Genomic DNA, 14,952 nt, shown 5'->3' on the forward strand with positions numbered 1-14,952 from the left:
GGAGAAAGGGTACGTAAGGGGACCATGCAGAAGTTGTTGAGGAAGTCGTCTCGCGTCGCGGTGGCGCTCATGTCGATGGCGGCGGTCGCGAGTGTCGCGCCGAATGCGGGGGCGCAGGAGGTGCTGCCGGAGCAGATCTCCTCGCTGCTGCCCAAGGAAACGGTGGACCAGGTCAACGCCGCCGTCTCCTCGGCGCAGGAACAGGTGGATCAGGCGGTCCAGCAGGTGCAGCAGGCCGTGCAGCCCGCCCAGCAGGAGTACGCGGACCAGGGCTTCCAGCCCATCGTCGACGGCCCCAACTACCACTGGACCAACGACCTCTCCTCCCAGGTGATGGCGGCCACCCCGGGCCCGGTGCTGCACCGCGTGCAGGGCAGCTGGTTTAACGCGCCCGACGTGCCGGCCGAGTCCATCGAAGCCGAGAAGCAGGGCGAGTCGCTCTACGGGCCGGGCACGCCGATCTACGTCGGGGACAACGACCTGTGCACCGTGGCGTTCACCGGCACCGACGCCGCGGGCCGCAAGCTCGCCGTCACCGCTGGCCACTGCGGCGGCGTGGGCTCGCAGGTCACCTCGGCCGACTCCTGGCGCGTGGGGCCCAGCGGCACGGTCGCCGCCACCAACCCGAACCTCGACTACTCCGTCATCGAGCTGGGCTCGAACGCCAAGATCACCAACACCTACAACGGCGTGACCGTCAACCAGCTCGGCCAGGGCAGCCTCGCCCCCGGCCAGGTGGCCTGCAAGTCGGGCGTGGCCACGGGCAACACCTGCGGCATGACCTGGTCGAGCCAGCCGAACACCCAGTTCACCCAGATCTGCGCGAGCCAGGGCGACTCGGGGGCTCCGGTCCTGCTCGGCGACCGCGTGGTGGGCATGGTCAACGGCGGCATGCTGCCGATCGCCTCGGCCAGCTGCCGCACCCCGTTGCAGGGCCCGCTGTTCATGCCCACGGTCTCCGTGCCGGTGGACTCCATCCTGGCGGACCTCAACTCCCGCGACGCCGTGGGGACGGGGTTCACCCCGGCCTCCTAGCCACGAAGCTCGAAGCGCCCGCGCGTTGCGCGGGCGCTTTTTCGTTACGCCTATCGCTGAAAACGAGGAATCCTATGTCGAAGGCCACTGTAGGCTACCTTTACTTAGGTAGCCCTCAAAGGGTAGCCTACCAAGGGTAAACAAAGTTTGGCTTGCCTTTCTTTTGGGGCACGAGGAAAGAAGTGTGAATCGATGACAACCGCGCTGCTTGCTGATTCTATGGCGACGGTCGGCCTGGGTAACGCCTGCCGCGTGGTGGGAATCGACGAGAACGTCGAGCATAAGCAGCGTCGTCGCCTCGCCGAGCTGGGCATCCGTCCGGGCTCCACCTTCACCGTGACCCAGCGGATCTCCGGGGGAGGGCTCATCATCAAGAAGCTGTCCACCCGCTACGCGATCGACAAGCGCACCGCGTCCCGCATCGAGGTCGAAGTCCTTTCATGACCACCCCCGACTTTTCCGCCTGCAAGTGCTCGGACACGGGGCTGAAGACCGCCCCCGAGGGCGCGCCCATCATCGCGCTCATCGGCGCGCCGAACTCCGGCAAGTCCACGCTCTTTAACGGCCTGACCGGCGCCCGGGTGCAGATGGGCAACTGGCCCGGCACCTCCGTGGAGATCTCCCGCGGCGCGTGGGGCACCTACGACCTCATCGACTTCCCCGGCGCCTATTCGCTCGACGCGCACAGCCCGGACGAGGCGTTCACCCGCGCCATGATCGTCGAGGCCGCCCCCGAGGACCGCCCCGACGTGGTCATGGTCGCCGTCGACGCCGCCAGCCTGGAGCGCGGCCTCTACATGGTCGCCCAGCTCTTGGAGTCCCCGCACCGCGTCGTGGTGGTGGTCACCAAGTCCGACGTCGCCGCCGATGCCGGACAGAGCCTCGACGTGGCCGCGCTGTCCGCCGCGACCGGCTGCCCCGTGGTCGCCGTCGACCCCCGCCACCGGCGCGGGCTGGACCAGGTGGAAAACGCGATCGCGGTGGCCCTGGCGCGCGAGCCTTGGCGTCGTGAAGCGCCTGCAAGCTGCTGCGTCGACGAGCTCGAGCTTATCGACGACCGCTACGCGTGGATCGAAAACGCCACCGCGAAGGCGATGACCGTGGGCGAGGCCCCGAAGTCGACGCTCACGGAGAAGATCGACCGCTTCGCGCTGCACCCGGTTGCCGGGCCGCTGCTCTTCCTCGCGGTGATGTGGGTGGTCTTCCAGATCACCACGACGGTCGCCGCGCCGATTCAGGACGCCGTCAGCGGCTTCTTCGAGGGGCCGCTGTCCGACTGGACGAGCGGCCTGCTGGGGCTCTTGCACATCGATTCCTCGCTGGTCAGGGGCCTGCTGATCGACGGGCTCATCGTCGGCGTGGGCACGGTCTTAAGCTTCGCGCCGCTCATGGCGCTCATGTTCTTGTGCCTGGCGGTGCTGGAGGACTCCGGCTACATGGCGCGAGCGGCCGTGGTCACCGACCGGGTGATGAAGGCCATCGGCCTGCCCGGCAAGGCGTTCATCCCGATCGTGGTGGGCTTCGGCTGCAACGTGCCGGCGATCTCGTCCACGCGCGTGCTCAGCCAGCGCGACCACCGCATCATGACGGCGCTCCTAGTGCCGTTCGCCTCGTGCAGCGCCCGGCTGACTGTGTACGCGATGCTGGGGGCGACGTTCTTCCCCGGCCACTCGGGCACCGTCGTGTTCGCGATGTACGTCATCTCGATCGCGCTCATCGTGTGCATGGGCTGGGTGTTCCGGCGCCTGCTGTGGCGCACGCTGGGCACCGAGGCGCTGGTCATCGACCTGCCCGTGTACCAGATCCCGGGGCTTCGGCTGGCGGCGTCGGTGACGTGGACCCGCGTGAAGGGCTTCCTGCAGACCGCGGGCGGGATCATCGTCATCTGCGTGGCGGCGGTGTTCGCGCTGCAGTCCACGCCGGTGACCTCCGGCTACTCCTTCGCCGACGAGGACCTGCCGGTCGCCGAGAGCGCCTACGGCGAGATCGCCTCGGCGGTCGCGCCGGTGTTCAAGCCGGCCGGCTTCGACAGCTGGTCGATCTCGGGCACGCTGGTGACGGGCTTCATCGCCAAGGAGGCGGTCATTTCCACGTGGGCGCAGACCTACGCGCTGGAGGACCCCTCCGACGAGAGCGCCGCCGACCAGGGCAGCTCCGCGCTGGCGGGCGCGATCCGCGAGGACTTCGACACCGCCTCGGGCGGGCACTCCATCGCTGCGATCTGGGCCTTCATGGTGTTCCTACTCGCCTACACTCCGTGCGTGGCCACGATGGCGGCGCTCAAGCGGGAGATCGGCTGGAAGTGGACTTTCTTCGCCGTCGGCGTCGAGCTGACGACGGCGTGGGTCCTGGCCGTGGCCGTCTTCAACGTGCTGAGGGTGTGGTTCTGATGCGCCCGGCGAGCATGGTGCTCAAAGCGATCTCGGAGGGTAAGACCAACGCGATCGACATCGCCGCGGCCACGGGGCTGCGCGAGTCGATGGTGCGCGCGCTGCTCGAGCACTTCAAGCGCGACGGCACGCTCGCGGCCGAGGAAACCGGGTGCAGCACGGACGGACACTGCTCGAGCTGCGCGGTGGCCAACTCCTGCGGCACGAAGCAGCTGCTGACGCTGCGGGTGTGCAGTTAAGTGGTCACCGGACGCTAGCGGGTGGCTTACCCTCCCGCTAGTTTGTGGGGCATGAACGCACTGCGGGCTTACGGCGCGGCCAGGGGCAATCCCCTGGCGCTGCTTCGTGAGGCCCGCGGCAGGAGCGCGGCGGAGATTGCCGCGGAGGGCGTCGAGGACGCTGACGCCGCTCTGCTTTGCCAGCTTGCCGACGTCTACGTGGGCGAGACGTCATTTAGCCGCCGCCAAAAGGACGCGGTGGCCGCCATCGAGGCCAACGGGCACTCGATGGCCGCGCTCGAGGTCGTCGAGCGGCTCGCGCGGGCCCTGCCGCAGCAGCACCTCAAGTGGCAGCTGCGGGTCGAGCTGTGCCGGACGCCGGGCAGCGCGGGCGAGCTCGAGGCCCACGGGGCGATGCTGCTGGCGGAGCTCAAGCCCGAGCGCAAGGACCCCGAGCCGGGCGCGCGGATCAAGCGCCGCCCCTCCCAGGTGTGGTCGGTGACCTTTACCGGCCCCGCGGAGAAAATCGCGGAGATCTACGAGCCCATCAAGCACGAGGACGACCCCGTCGAGGCGGCGCGGGCGGCCATGAGCGGGGGAGGGGGCGTGGCCACCGTCCTGCGGCCGATGGTGGTGATCCCGCTCGACGAGCTAGACACCGTGCTCGACGGAACGGGCGACGAGACCGTCCTGCGCTGCTCGGACGGGGTGGAACGCACGAGCACCCAGGTGGCTCAGATGGCGATGGAAAAGCGCTGGCACTTCGCGCTCATGCACCCGGTGGAGGGCCCGGTGGACCTGGTGCGCTCGGAGCGCGTCGCGAACCGGAAGCAGCGGATGCTCGCCACCGCCGAGAACCCCACCTGCCCGTGGGACGGGTGCAACAAGCCCGCCGACGAGTGCCAGGTCCACCACCTTCGGCCCTGGCAGCTGGGCGGGCACACCGTAAGCAAAAACCTCACCACCTGCTGCGCCTACCACAACGGCGTCAACGACGATAACCCCAACGCCCCGCCTCGGCGCGGGCGACTGGAGCGGCGAGGCGGGCGCGTTAAACGCGTGTACCGCTAGCTCAGGCGTGCCCGCACGGCCTCGTGCAGCAGCCCGTTGGTGGCCAGCGCGTCGCCGCCGTGCGGGCCGTCGACGCCTGCGAGCGAGGTGAACCGGCCGCCGGCCTCCTCGACGAGGATCGCGAGCGGGGCCAGGTCCCACAGCGACACCTCCGGCTCCGCGGCGATGTCCACCGCGCCCTCGGCGACTAGGCAGTAGGAGAAGAAGTCGCCGAAGCCGCGCAGCCGCCAGGTGTCGTCGGACAGCCCCAGGAAACCAGGCAGGAGCTCGCGGTCGCGCCAGCCGTCGAGGGAGGAAAACGACACCGAGGCGTCCTCGATGGTCGAAACCCCCGAGACGTGCAGCCGCTTCGGCTCACCGCCCGCGAAGGTGCGGAAGGCGCCCTCACCCTCGGCCGCCCACCAGCGCCGGGCCAGGGCGGGTGCGGATACGACGCCGACGACCGGACGGCCGTCGACAAGCAACGCAATGAGCGTGGCCCACACGGGAACGCCGCGGACGTAGTTCTTGGTGCCGTCGATGGGGTCGATGATCCACTGACGGCCCTCGAGCGCGACGTCGCCGCCGAACTCCTCGCCGAGGATCGCGTCGGTCGGGCGGTCCTTTTCGATACGGGCGCGCAGGAGCTTCTCGGTGGCGATATCCGCGTCGGAGACCGGCGTCATGTCGGGCTTGGAGTCGACGTGCAGGTCGCTGGCCTCGAAGCGGGACAGGGTCAGCTCGTCGGCGAGATCGGCGAGTGTGAGGGCGAAGGCGAGGTCGTCGGAGTAGGTCATGGGGTCTCCTTCTATTTAGGCGAGTGCGGCGGTGATGGCGTCGACGGCGGGCTTCGTTCCGGCCACGGACCAGGTCACGCCGCCGGACTCGATCCTTGTGGCGGCGCCGCCCGCGCCCTCCACGAGCGCGCGGCCGGGCAGCCAGTCCCAGGCGGCCACGGTGTGCTGCATCCAGGCGCCGAGAGTGCCGTCGGCGACCGAGCCCAGGTCCACCGATCCCGCCCCCAGCATGCGCCAGGAAGCGAACTGGCCGGGAACCTTCAGCCACGCCGAACGCAGCTCGTCGTTGGCCAGGTAGGTGGGGTGCAGGTAGGTGCCCAGGCACAGGTGGGCGGCGTCGGCGCCGGAGACCTTCACCTGCTTGCCGTCGCGGGTGGTGGGGATCTCCGGGCCGCCGAACCAGGTGTAGCCCATGGCGGGGCGGTGGACGGCGCCGAACAGCAGGCGCTCCGGGTTGTCCGGATCGCCCTCGGCAAGCGCGAGGGCGGAGCACCAGTAGTCGGAGCCGGAGGTGAAGTTGAAGGTGCCGTCGACCGGGTCGACCACCCAGGTGCGCCCGCTTTTCGCCTCGCGGGAGGCGCCCTCCTCGCCGAGCAGGCCGTCCTCGGGGCGCAGGATCTCCAGCACGCCGGCGACGAAGCGCTCAGCCGCGCGGTCGGCGTCGGTGACCACGTCGCTGATCGAGGTCTTCTGGTCCACCGTGACACCTTGTTCGCGCATGCGCCACGCCAGCCGCCCCGCGTTGTAGACCAGCGCCTGGGCGAGGTGCTCGTCCGAGTCCTTGTCGTGGGCGATGGCAAAGGTCTTGGTGATCGTGGCAATCATGTCGCTGAGTGAACTCATGCCCTCTATTGTGCAACACGGCCACCTCGCGTGCCGGTTTGCGCCCTTCAGTAAGATGTATGTTCATGCGACCGGATACCCAAGCTGCACTAGCCAGGCTCGACGCCACCTTAACCTCCATCGAAAAGGTGATGGATCCCGAAGAGATGGCGACGCGGGTTCGCGAGCTGGAGGCGCAGGCGGCCGACCCGAGCCTGTGGGACGACCCCGACCACGCGCAGAAGGTCACCTCCGAGCTGTCCAGCGTCCAGTCCCAGCTCAAGAAGCTAAGCGGCCTGCGCCAGCGCCTGGGTGATGTCCCGGTCATGTACGAGCTGGCCGAGGAGGAAGGCGAGGGAACGGAGCTGGCCGACGAGGAGCTAGCCGAGCTCACCGAGGAGATCGAGTCCCTCGAGGTCAAGACCATGCTGTCCGGCGAGTACGACGCCCGCGAAGCCGTCATCAACATCCGCTCCGGCGCGGGCGGGGTCGACGCCGCCGACTGGGCCGAGATGCTCATGCGCATGTACACCCGCTGGGCGGAGAAGAACGGCCACAAGGTCGACGTCTACGACATCTCCTGCGCCGAGGAAGCGGGCATCAAGTCCGCCACCTTCGTCGTCCACGGCGAGTACATGTACGGCCAGCTCTCCGTCGAGCAGGGCGCGCACCGCCTAGTGCGCATCAGCCCGTTCGACAACCAGGGCCGCCGCCAGACCTCCTTCGCCGAGGTCGAGGTGCTGCCCGTCGTCGAGCAGACCGACCACATCGACATCCCCGACTCCGAGGTCCGCGTCGACGTCTACCGCTCTTCCGGCCCGGGCGGGCAGTCGGTCAACACCACCGACTCCGCCGTGCGGCTGACCCACATCCCCACTGGCATCGTGGTCACCTGCCAGAACGAGAAGTCGCAGATCCAGAACAAGGCGTCCGCCATGCGGGTGCTCCAGGCGAAGCTGCTCGAGCGCAAGCGCCAGGAGGAGCGTGCCGAGCTCGACGCCTTGGGCGCTGGCGGCAACGCCTCCTGGGGCAACCAGATGCGCTCCTACGTCCTGCACCCGTACCAGATGGTCAAGGACCTGCGCACCGGTTACGAGGTCAACGACCCCACCAAGGTTCTTGACGGCGACATCGACAAGTTCCTCGAGGAGGGCATCCGCTGGCGGATGGCCGAGCTGAACAAGGAGGCCTCATGATCACCTTCGACCGCGTCACCAAGCTGTACAAGACCTCCACGCGCCCCGCGCTGGACAACATCTCGCTGACCATCGACGAGGGCGAGTTCGTCTTCCTCATCGGCCCGTCCGGCTCCGGCAAGTCCACCTTCCTGCAGCTGCTCATCCGCGAGACCAACGTCTCCAGCGGCGACATCCGCATGGCCGACTTCCACGTCAACAAGCTGCGCGGCAAGCAGATCAACCAGTTGCGCCAGCGCATCGGCTACGTCTTCCAGGACTTCCGCCTGCTCCAGCAGAAGAACGTCTACGACAACGTCGCCTTCGCGCTCGAGGTGATCGGCACGAAGAAGGACAAGATCGCAAGGCTGGTGCCCGAGACCCTCGAGATGGTGGGGCTGGCCGCCAAGGCCACCCGCATGCCGCAGGAGCTGTCCGGCGGCGAGCAGCAGCGCGTGGCCATCGCGCGCGCGAGCGTCAACCGCCCCATGCTGCTGCTCGCCGACGAGCCGACCGGCAACCTCGACCCGGACACGTCGAACGACATCATGGTCCTGCTCAACCAGATCAACCGGACCGGCACGACCGTGGTCATGTCCACCCACAACGCCCGCGCCGTCAACGACATGCGACGCAGAGTCGTCGAGCTGAACCTCGGCAAGCTTGTGCGTGACGACGCCCATGGCGTCTACGGCGAGGCCCAGTAGGAAGGGGAAAACATGGGATACGTCTTCCGCCAGGCATTTACCGGCCTTGGCCGCAACATCACGATGACCGTCGCGCTCATCATCACCACCGCGATCTCGCTGGCGCTTCTGGCCACGGGCTTCCTCGTCACCCACATGACGGAGAAGACCAAGGAGATCTACCTCGGGCGCGTGGAGGTCATGGTTCAGCTCGACGACGACATCTCCGCCAACGACCCCGACTGCTCATCGGACGCCTGCAAGGAGGTCAAGGACACCCTGGAGAGCCGCGACGGGATCACCTCCATCGAGTACTACTCGCGCGAGCAGTCCTACCAGCGCTTCGTGGAGGTCTTCAAGGACTCCGACCCGGTCCTCGTCCAGGAGACCAGCCCCGACGCCCTGCCCGCCGCACTGCACGTGCGCCTGGCAGACCCGCTCGACACCAAGCCGCTGGAGGGCATCAAGGACATGTCTCAGGTGACCGACGTCGTCGACCAGGCCGACGACCTGCGCGGCGCCACCGACAACCTCGACTCCATCCGCAACGCCACCTTCCTGTTCGCGGGCGTGCAGGCGCTGGCGGCGATCTTCCTCATCGCCAACATGGTCCAGATCGCGGCGTTCAACCGCCGCGAGGAGATCTCGATCATGCGCATGGTCGGCGCCTCGCGCTGGTACACGCAGGCTCCGTTCGTCATCGAGGCCGTCATCGGCGCCGTCATCGGCTCGGTGCTCGCCGGCGGCGCGCTGTTCCTCGGCAAGGCGTGGGTGGTGGACAAGACCCTGCGCTCGCTCTACCAGGCGCAGCTCATCGCGCCGGTGACCACCGCCGACATCTGGGCGGTCCTGCCGGTCATCGCGGTGGTCGGCATCCTGTTTGCCGCCGTCACCGCGCAGGCGACGCTGCGCTTCTACGTCCGGAAATAACGCTCACCACGGAAAGCACCACGCCGAGCGTCAGCCAGCCCACTCGCCCCTGGTCCATCACCCACGTGGAGATGACCAGGGGCGCGATGATTTCCACCACCGAGAACGCCATGTTGAACAGCGCTAGGTAGGTGGTGCGCTGCTCGGCCGGGGCCAGCGCGTAGGAGATCGTCCACGAGGCGCTGGTCTGCGCGCACTCGGTCACCGCCAAGAGCGTAACCACCACGATGACGATCGCGACCAGCAAGCCGTAGGCGTCGGAAAGCAAACCGTAAGCGAGCAGGCTGCAGCTTAAGAGCAGGCCGAAGCCCGCGAAGTAGAGCGCGACTTGGGCGCGGCGAAGCCCCGTGACCAGCCCCGTGATCGGCAGCTGCGCGACCACGATGACCAGCGTGTTCACCACGAGCCCGATGGCGACGAAGCGGTGGAAGAGCACGCCGTTGGCGGTGATCCACAGTGGCATGCCGATGAGCATGATGTGGATGACGAAGGTGGGCACGTTGACCAAGAGCGCGAGCGTGGCAAAGCGCACGTCGCGCAGCGCCGCGAACGCCTGACCGAGCGGGGCCGAGCGCACCTCGCGCGGCACGCGGATCAGCCCGATGCCGATGAGCGCCACCGCCATGCTCGCCGAGACCAGCGCCAGCACGAGGCGGCCGGTGTGTTCGGAGCCGGAGTTGAGGAAGGGCACCGCGATGATCGAGCCCGCCCCGATGCCCAGGTTGCGCAGCGCGAGGATGACCGCCATCGCCTTGACGCGCTCGGTGGTGATGACCGCGACGATCGACTGCGTGACCGGGAACGACGCGGTGAAGGCAGCGGAGAACAGGCACACGCTCACGACGAAGTGCCAGAAGCTGTGCGTGAGCGCGAACGACCCCATCGCCGCCGCCTCGACGGCCATGAGCGCGAACAGGGTGGGCTTCTGGCCGATGCGGTCGGCGAGCACGCCGATGGGGAAGCTGAACACCAGCCCGCACACGGCCGCGGCGGAGGTGCCCGCGCCCACCTGCGCGGGGCTGAGCCCCACGACGGTGAGCAGGAAGATCACCGAGACGGACAGGTAGACGCCCTTGCCGATCGCGGCGACGAGCATGGCGGCGAACAGGGCGAGGGTGTTGCGCTGGCGAAACATCAGTCGGTTACCTCCGAGTCCTCGAGGTCCCCGAGCGGGACGATGCACGGCGCGAGCGTCGCGCCGATGATCGGGCCGAGGAACGCCGCGTAGGCGACCGTGCCGATCCCCACCGGGCCGCCGAGCAGCCAGCCCGCGGCCAGCACCGCGACCTCCAACCCGATGCGCACGCGCGCGATCGACCACCCGAAGCGGGAGTGCAACCCCGTCATGAGCCCGTCGCGCGGGCCGGGGCCGAACTGGGCGCCGATGTACAAGGAGCTGGCGAAACCCACCACGACGATCCCGACCGCCATCATGAGCGCCTTCGCCCACCAGGGGTCGGGGGCGGCGAGGAAGCGCATGCTGGCGTCGATGCTCACCCCGATCCAGATCGCGTTGAGCACGGTGCCCAGCCCCGGCACGATGCGCAGCGGCACCCAGGCGGCGAGCACGAGGAAGGAGATGATGATGTTCGCCGAGCCCACCGAAAGACCCGCCCGGTGCGCGACCGCGACCTCCAGCACGCTCCACGGCGGGGCGCCCAGGCCGGAGACGATGATGAGCGCCAGCCCCAGGCCGAAAAGGCTCAGCCCCACCATGAGCTGAGCGAAGCGCCGGGGGAATCGTCCCGCGCGGATCTGCTCCACGGGACCCAGGTTTGCCAGTCGAGTCACGAAGAGACATTCAACAGTATGGATTATTCGGCGGCCAAGTAGTATGGGGGCATCATGGCGAAGAAGAACAAGAAGCAAACGGCGGGTAACAATCCGGTCGTGGCCACCAACCGCAGGGCGCGGCACGAGTACAAGATCCTCGAGACGTACGAGTGCGGGGTCGTGCTGGTCGGCACCGAGGTGAAAAGCCTGCGCGAGGGCAAGGCCTCGCTCACCGACGCCTTCGCCACCATCGACGACGGCGAGGTGTGGCTGCGCAACCTCCACATCCCCGAGTACTCGATGGGGCACTGGACCAACCACTCGCCCAAGCGCACCCGCAAGCTCCTGCTCCACCGCCGCGAGATCGACTCGCTCATGGGCAAGGTCCGCGACGGCAACAAGACGCTTATCCCGCTCAAGCTCTACTTCAAGGACGGTCGCCTCAAGCTGGAGCTGGGGCTGGCCCAGGGCAAGCAGGACTACGACAAGCGCCAGGACATCAAGCGCCGCACCGAGGAGCGCGAGGTCGTCCGCGAGCTGGGCCGCCGCGTGAAGGGGATCAAGGCGTGATCACGGCGGCGAAGATCCACGACGTCCTCCGTGGCACCGACTCGGTCACCGGCACGGGGGTCATCTGCGATCGCCTGTGGCCGCGCGGGGTGTCCAAGGCCGACACGGAGGGCTTCTTGTGGCTGAAGGGCATCGCCCCCTCGCCGGGGCTGCGGAAGTGGTTCGGGCACGACCCGGACCGCTTCGAGGAGTTTGCGGCCAGGTACCGAGCGGAGCTCGACGAGGCGTTCGCGGCCGGAAACGAAGACGTCAAAAAGCTCCTGCAACTGGGGGACGCGACGCTGCTGTACGCCGCGAAGGACCGCGCCATCAACCACGCCGAGATCCTGCGCGACTGGGCTAACGAAAAAGCTCGCTAAACAGCACGGCGTGGCCCTCGCGGGTGGGGTGGACCCCGTCGGCGAGCAGGGCGGTGCGCCCGCGCAGCGGCTCCCACAGGTCGATGACGTCGCGGTGGGTCCGATCGCCCCAGCGCACCATGAGCGTGCGCAGGCGCTCCAGCGCGTCGGTGCGCACGGGCAGCCCGAACTCCGCCTCGGCGCGGTCCGCGTCCATCCACGTCGGGCCCAGGGCGACCACGCGCACGCAGGCGGCCTCTAGCGGGGCGACGATCGCCTCGAGGTCGGCCAGCACCTGCTCGGGCTCCGCCCCGCCCGCGATGTCGTTGCCGCCCGCGGAGACGACTGCGGTGTCCACGTCGCGGCGCGTGGCCTCACCTGGGCCGTAGGTGGCCAGGCGAGCCATCGTCTCGCCGGGGATCGCCAGGTTCCACAGGCGCGGGACGTGGCTGGCCAGCCGCGCCGCCCAGCCCCCGGACGGGTCGGACATCCCAAACGCGATCGAGTCGCCTAAGACCGCAACCTTCTTCGCCGCCGCGAACGGCCTCGGATCCAGGTAAGCCCAGGCGAGCCTGCCGTCCGCGAGCGCCACCCGGCGGCGCACGCCGAAGCGGCCGTCGGCGAGCGAGAGCTGGCCGTCCTCCAGCGCGACCAGGCCGCCCTCCCCGTGGCGGGTGGAGGCCGGCACGTAGCCGAGCGCCTCGCCGAACACCTCCTCCTGGAGCGCGGGGTCGAGCAGGGGGCCGAAGGAAAACAGCGTCTGCATGCGAGTCCTAGGCGTAGAAGGCCGCGGCGTTGTCGTAGAACACGGCGGGCGCGTGCTCGCCGGCGACCTCGGCGATGATCTCGAAGTCGTGGACTTCGAACGGGCGCTTGGCGCGCGTCGACGGCAGGTCGGTGCCCACCATGAGCGCGCCGGGGTTGACGTCGAGGATCGCGCGCATCGCACGCGCCGGGTCCATCTCGATGCGCCCGAAGCCGGTGGCCTTGACCTTCACGCCCGCCTCGACGAGCTCGAGCAGCAGCGGCAGGCCGTCCTCGTGCATGCCGAGGTGGTCGATGCTCACCGCGGGCAGGCTTTTAAGCGTGTCCTTCAGCGGCCCGGCCTCGCGGGCGTCGACGTAGAGCTCGGTGTGCCAGCCGGCCACCTCGTTGACGCGCCGGGCCAGCCGGTCGAGGTCGGCGACCTCTGCCGAGCCGCCACGCTTGAGGTTGAACCGCACCGCGCGCACGCCGAGCCCGTCAAGCCGCAGGATCTCCTCGTCCGGGGTGTCGGCGGGGATCTGGGTCACCCCCTTGAACGTCGGCCCCAGCTCGGCCAGCGCGTCGGCGAGGTAGCCCTGGTCGAAGCCCTGGAAGGAGCCGGACACGACCGCGCCGGCGGTGATCCGAAACTCGCCCAGCGGGTAGGCAAGGTAGTCGGCCGCCGTGAACGGTTCCGGCAGGTAGCCCTGGTTTTCGATGAGCGGGTGGGCGGGGTCGATGATGTGCAGATGGGTGTCGAATACGTCAATCATGCGACCAGTTTACTTGTCGCTTGTCGACGGCCATGGCGGGCTAGTGCCATGATGGAAACGTGCTTCACTACTTGGCTGAGCAGCCCCTCCTGCTCGTCTTCGTGCTCATCGGCGTCGGCATGGCGCTCGGCAGCTTCAAGGTCCGCGGCATCAGCCTCGGCGCGGCCGCGGTGTTGTTCCTCGGCATCGCGTTTTCCGCGGTCGTTTCCGGGGTGAGCGTCCCGCCCTTGGTGGGAACGCTGGGGCTGGTGCTTTTCGCGTTTGGGATCGGCAACAACTCCGGCGTGACGTTTTTCAAGTCGCTGCGCACCGCGACCGCGCCCGTGCTCAGCATGATCGGGGTGTTCGCCGCCGCGGCGGTCGCGGCGTGGGGGCTGGGTATCTACGCCTTCCACCTCGACATCGCGATGGTCTCCGGCGCGTTCGCAGGCGCCATCACCAACACGCCGGCGCTCGCGGCGGCGACGGAGGCCACCGGCGACGACGCCCAGGCCACGGTCGGCTATGCGGTGGCCTACCTGTTCGGCGTCGTCGGCATGATGGTGGCCACGGTGCTCGTGCTGCGCGGTGCCGGAAACGACGACGACACCGCGGTGCCGGTGGTGCAGGTCAACCTGCAGGTCACCCGCAAGGGCGGCATGAGCGTGGCGGAGGTGGTCGACATCGGCGGCAACAGCGTGCAGGTGACCAGGCTGCGGCGGGTGGGCAGTAACGACGTGGAGCTGCCCGGCATGTTCGACATCCTCTTCCCGGGCGACGTCATCACCTTGGTGGGTGAGCCCGCGCACCTGGAGGCGGTGCTGAAGACGGCGGGCCGGGAGTCCCCGCAAGCACTCACCGAGGACCGCCACGACCTCGACTTCAGGCGGATCACCATCTCCCAGCACCAGCTGGCCGGGCACACCATCGACGACCTCAACCGGGAGCTCACCTCCCGCTGGGGCGCGCGAATCTCGCGCGTGCGCCGCGCCGACCACGACCGCGTGGCCGTCCCGGAGTTCGTCGTCGAGCTGGGCGACCGCGTGCGCGTCGTGGCCCCAGTCGAGCACATGCGCGAGATCTCGGAGTACCTGGGCGACTCCTCCCAGGGGCTCACCGACATCAACCCCGTCTCGCTCGGGCTGGGGCTGGCCGCGGGCATGTACGTCGGCCACCTCGCCATCCCGCTGCCGGGCGGCTTTTCCTTAAGCCTCGGCGCGGCGGCGGGCGTGCTCATCGTGGCGCTGGTCATGGGCCGGATCGGGCGCGTGGGCAGCCTCATCACGGCGCTGCCGCACTCGGCGAACACCGTGCTCGCCGAGCTGGGCCTTTTGCTCTTCCTCGCCCAGGCGGGCACGAACGCGGGCGGGCAGATCCTGGGCGCCTTCGAGTCCGACGCGTGGTGGAAGCTGCTGCTCCTAGGCGCCGTGATCACCACGATCGTGGCCGCGGGGTTGGCCATCGTCATGCGCCGGGTCCTGCACATCGGCGCGACGAAGACCGCTGGCATCTTGGGCGGTGCGCAGACCCAGCCCGCGATCCTGGCGTTCGCCAACAACCGCACCCACACCGACCAGCGGGTCGAGCTCGGCTACGCCATGGTGTACCCGGCGGCGATGATCGCCAAGATCCTCATCACCCACGTTTTGGCACTCATGGGCTAAAAAGTTGC

The 14,952-nt window shown here is 68.7% G+C and carries 17 protein-coding genes; 11 read left to right on the forward strand and 6 right to left on the reverse strand.

The window, feature by feature from the left end; genetic code table 11:
* Positions 1-24 precede the first annotated feature (24 nt).
* The 5 genes from B843_RS03895 (at position 25) to B843_RS03915 (ending at position 4,714) form a co-directional block, all read left to right on the forward strand.
* On the forward strand, positions 25-1,035 hold the full coding sequence (locus B843_RS03895; RefSeq protein ID WP_231494040.1) for a S1 family peptidase: 1,011 nt from the start codon (positions 25-27) through the stop codon (positions 1,033-1,035).
* A gap of 192 nt (positions 1,036-1,227) precedes the next feature.
* Positions 1,228-1,479, forward strand: a complete 252-nt coding sequence (locus B843_RS03900; protein WP_025252214.1) for a FeoA family protein — start codon at positions 1,228-1,230, stop codon at positions 1,477-1,479.
* The gene (gene feoB / locus B843_RS03905; protein WP_025252215.1) at positions 1,476-3,425 is read left to right on the forward strand and encodes a ferrous iron transport protein B; all 1,950 of its coding nucleotides are present in this window, start codon (positions 1,476-1,478) and stop codon (positions 3,423-3,425) included. Before B843_RS03900 ends, feoB begins: the two co-directional genes overlap by 4 nt.
* Positions 3,425-3,664 (forward strand): FeoC-like transcriptional regulator, encoded by a 240-nt coding sequence (locus tag B843_RS03910; RefSeq protein WP_025252216.1) that lies wholly within the window; start codon positions 3,425-3,427, stop codon positions 3,662-3,664. Before feoB ends, B843_RS03910 begins: the two co-directional genes overlap by 1 nt.
* A 51-nt stretch (positions 3,665-3,715) precedes the next feature.
* Positions 3,716-4,714, forward strand: coding sequence for an HNH endonuclease signature motif containing protein (locus B843_RS03915; RefSeq protein WP_025252217.1), 999 nt, complete (start codon positions 3,716-3,718; stop codon positions 4,712-4,714).
* On the opposite strand, the gene hisN is transcribed toward B843_RS03915, so the two are convergent.
* Complete coding sequence (gene hisN, locus B843_RS03920) at positions 4,711-5,490, reverse strand: histidinol-phosphatase (RefSeq protein ID WP_025252218.1); 780 nt, start codon at positions 5,488-5,490, stop codon at positions 4,711-4,713. The genes B843_RS03915 and hisN overlap by 4 nt on opposite strands.
* A 15-nt stretch (positions 5,491-5,505) precedes the next feature.
* On the reverse strand, positions 5,506-6,333 hold the full coding sequence (locus B843_RS03925) for an inositol monophosphatase family protein (protein WP_081751486.1): 828 nt from the start codon (positions 6,331-6,333) through the stop codon (positions 5,506-5,508).
* Between the two features lie 65 nt (positions 6,334-6,398).
* Here B843_RS03925 and prfB point away from each other — a divergent pair, with 65 nt between their 5' ends.
* From prfB to ftsX, 3 genes are read left to right on the forward strand one after another with little or no spacing between them, the layout of a single operon-like run.
* Positions 6,399-7,508, forward strand: a complete 1,110-nt coding sequence (prfB, locus tag B843_RS03930) for a peptide chain release factor 2 (protein ID WP_025252220.1) — start codon at positions 6,399-6,401, stop codon at positions 7,506-7,508.
* Entirely contained in the window at positions 7,505-8,194 is a 690-nt protein-coding gene (gene ftsE, locus B843_RS03935; RefSeq protein WP_025252221.1) for a cell division ATP-binding protein FtsE, read from the forward strand. Before prfB ends, ftsE begins: the two co-directional genes overlap by 4 nt.
* A gap of 12 nt (positions 8,195-8,206) precedes the next feature.
* On the forward strand, positions 8,207-9,103 hold the full coding sequence (gene ftsX / locus B843_RS03940; RefSeq protein WP_025252222.1) for a permease-like cell division protein FtsX: 897 nt from the start codon (positions 8,207-8,209) through the stop codon (positions 9,101-9,103).
* Here ftsX and B843_RS13765 read toward each other — a convergent pair.
* Both B843_RS13765 and yczE read right to left on the reverse strand, forming a co-directional pair.
* Positions 9,063-10,238 (reverse strand): MFS transporter, encoded by a 1,176-nt coding sequence (locus B843_RS13765; RefSeq protein WP_025252223.1) that lies wholly within the window; start codon positions 10,236-10,238, stop codon positions 9,063-9,065. The two genes, ftsX and B843_RS13765, sit on opposite strands and share 41 nt — an antisense overlap.
* Positions 10,238-10,894, reverse strand: coding sequence for a membrane protein YczE (gene yczE / locus B843_RS13770; RefSeq protein WP_034651152.1), 657 nt, complete (start codon positions 10,892-10,894; stop codon positions 10,238-10,240). The genes B843_RS13765 and yczE overlap by 1 nt, the downstream gene beginning before the upstream one ends.
* A 54-nt stretch (positions 10,895-10,948) precedes the next feature.
* Here yczE and smpB point away from each other — a divergent pair, with 54 nt between their 5' ends.
* Together smpB and B843_RS03960 are read left to right on the forward strand one after the other, a co-directional pair.
* Entirely contained in the window at positions 10,949-11,446 is a 498-nt protein-coding gene (gene smpB, locus B843_RS03955) for an SsrA-binding protein SmpB (RefSeq protein ID WP_025252225.1), read from the forward strand.
* Complete coding sequence (locus tag B843_RS03960) at positions 11,443-11,805, forward strand: DUF488 domain-containing protein (RefSeq protein WP_025252226.1); 363 nt, start codon at positions 11,443-11,445, stop codon at positions 11,803-11,805. The genes smpB and B843_RS03960 overlap by 4 nt, the downstream gene beginning before the upstream one ends.
* On the opposite strand, the gene B843_RS13205 is transcribed toward B843_RS03960, so the two are convergent.
* Positions 11,786-12,550, reverse strand: a complete 765-nt coding sequence (locus tag B843_RS13205) for an SGNH/GDSL hydrolase family protein (protein ID WP_025252227.1) — start codon at positions 12,548-12,550, stop codon at positions 11,786-11,788. The two genes, B843_RS03960 and B843_RS13205, sit on opposite strands and share 20 nt — an antisense overlap.
* A 7-nt stretch (positions 12,551-12,557) precedes the next feature.
* A complete protein-coding gene (locus B843_RS03970) occupies positions 12,558-13,301 on the reverse strand; it encodes an amidohydrolase family protein (protein WP_025252228.1) in 744 nt (247 codons plus the stop codon).
* A gap of 71 nt (positions 13,302-13,372) precedes the next feature.
* Between B843_RS03970 and B843_RS03975 the strand changes: the two genes are divergently transcribed.
* Entirely contained in the window at positions 13,373-14,944 is a 1,572-nt protein-coding gene (locus B843_RS03975) for an aspartate:alanine exchanger family transporter (protein WP_244877352.1), read from the forward strand.
* The last annotated feature ends 8 nt before the right edge of the window (positions 14,945-14,952 follow it).

It is taken from the genome of Corynebacterium vitaeruminis DSM 20294 (assembly GCF_000550805.1).
GTDB classification, from domain to species: domain Bacteria; phylum Actinomycetota; class Actinomycetes; order Mycobacteriales; family Mycobacteriaceae; genus Corynebacterium; species Corynebacterium vitaeruminis.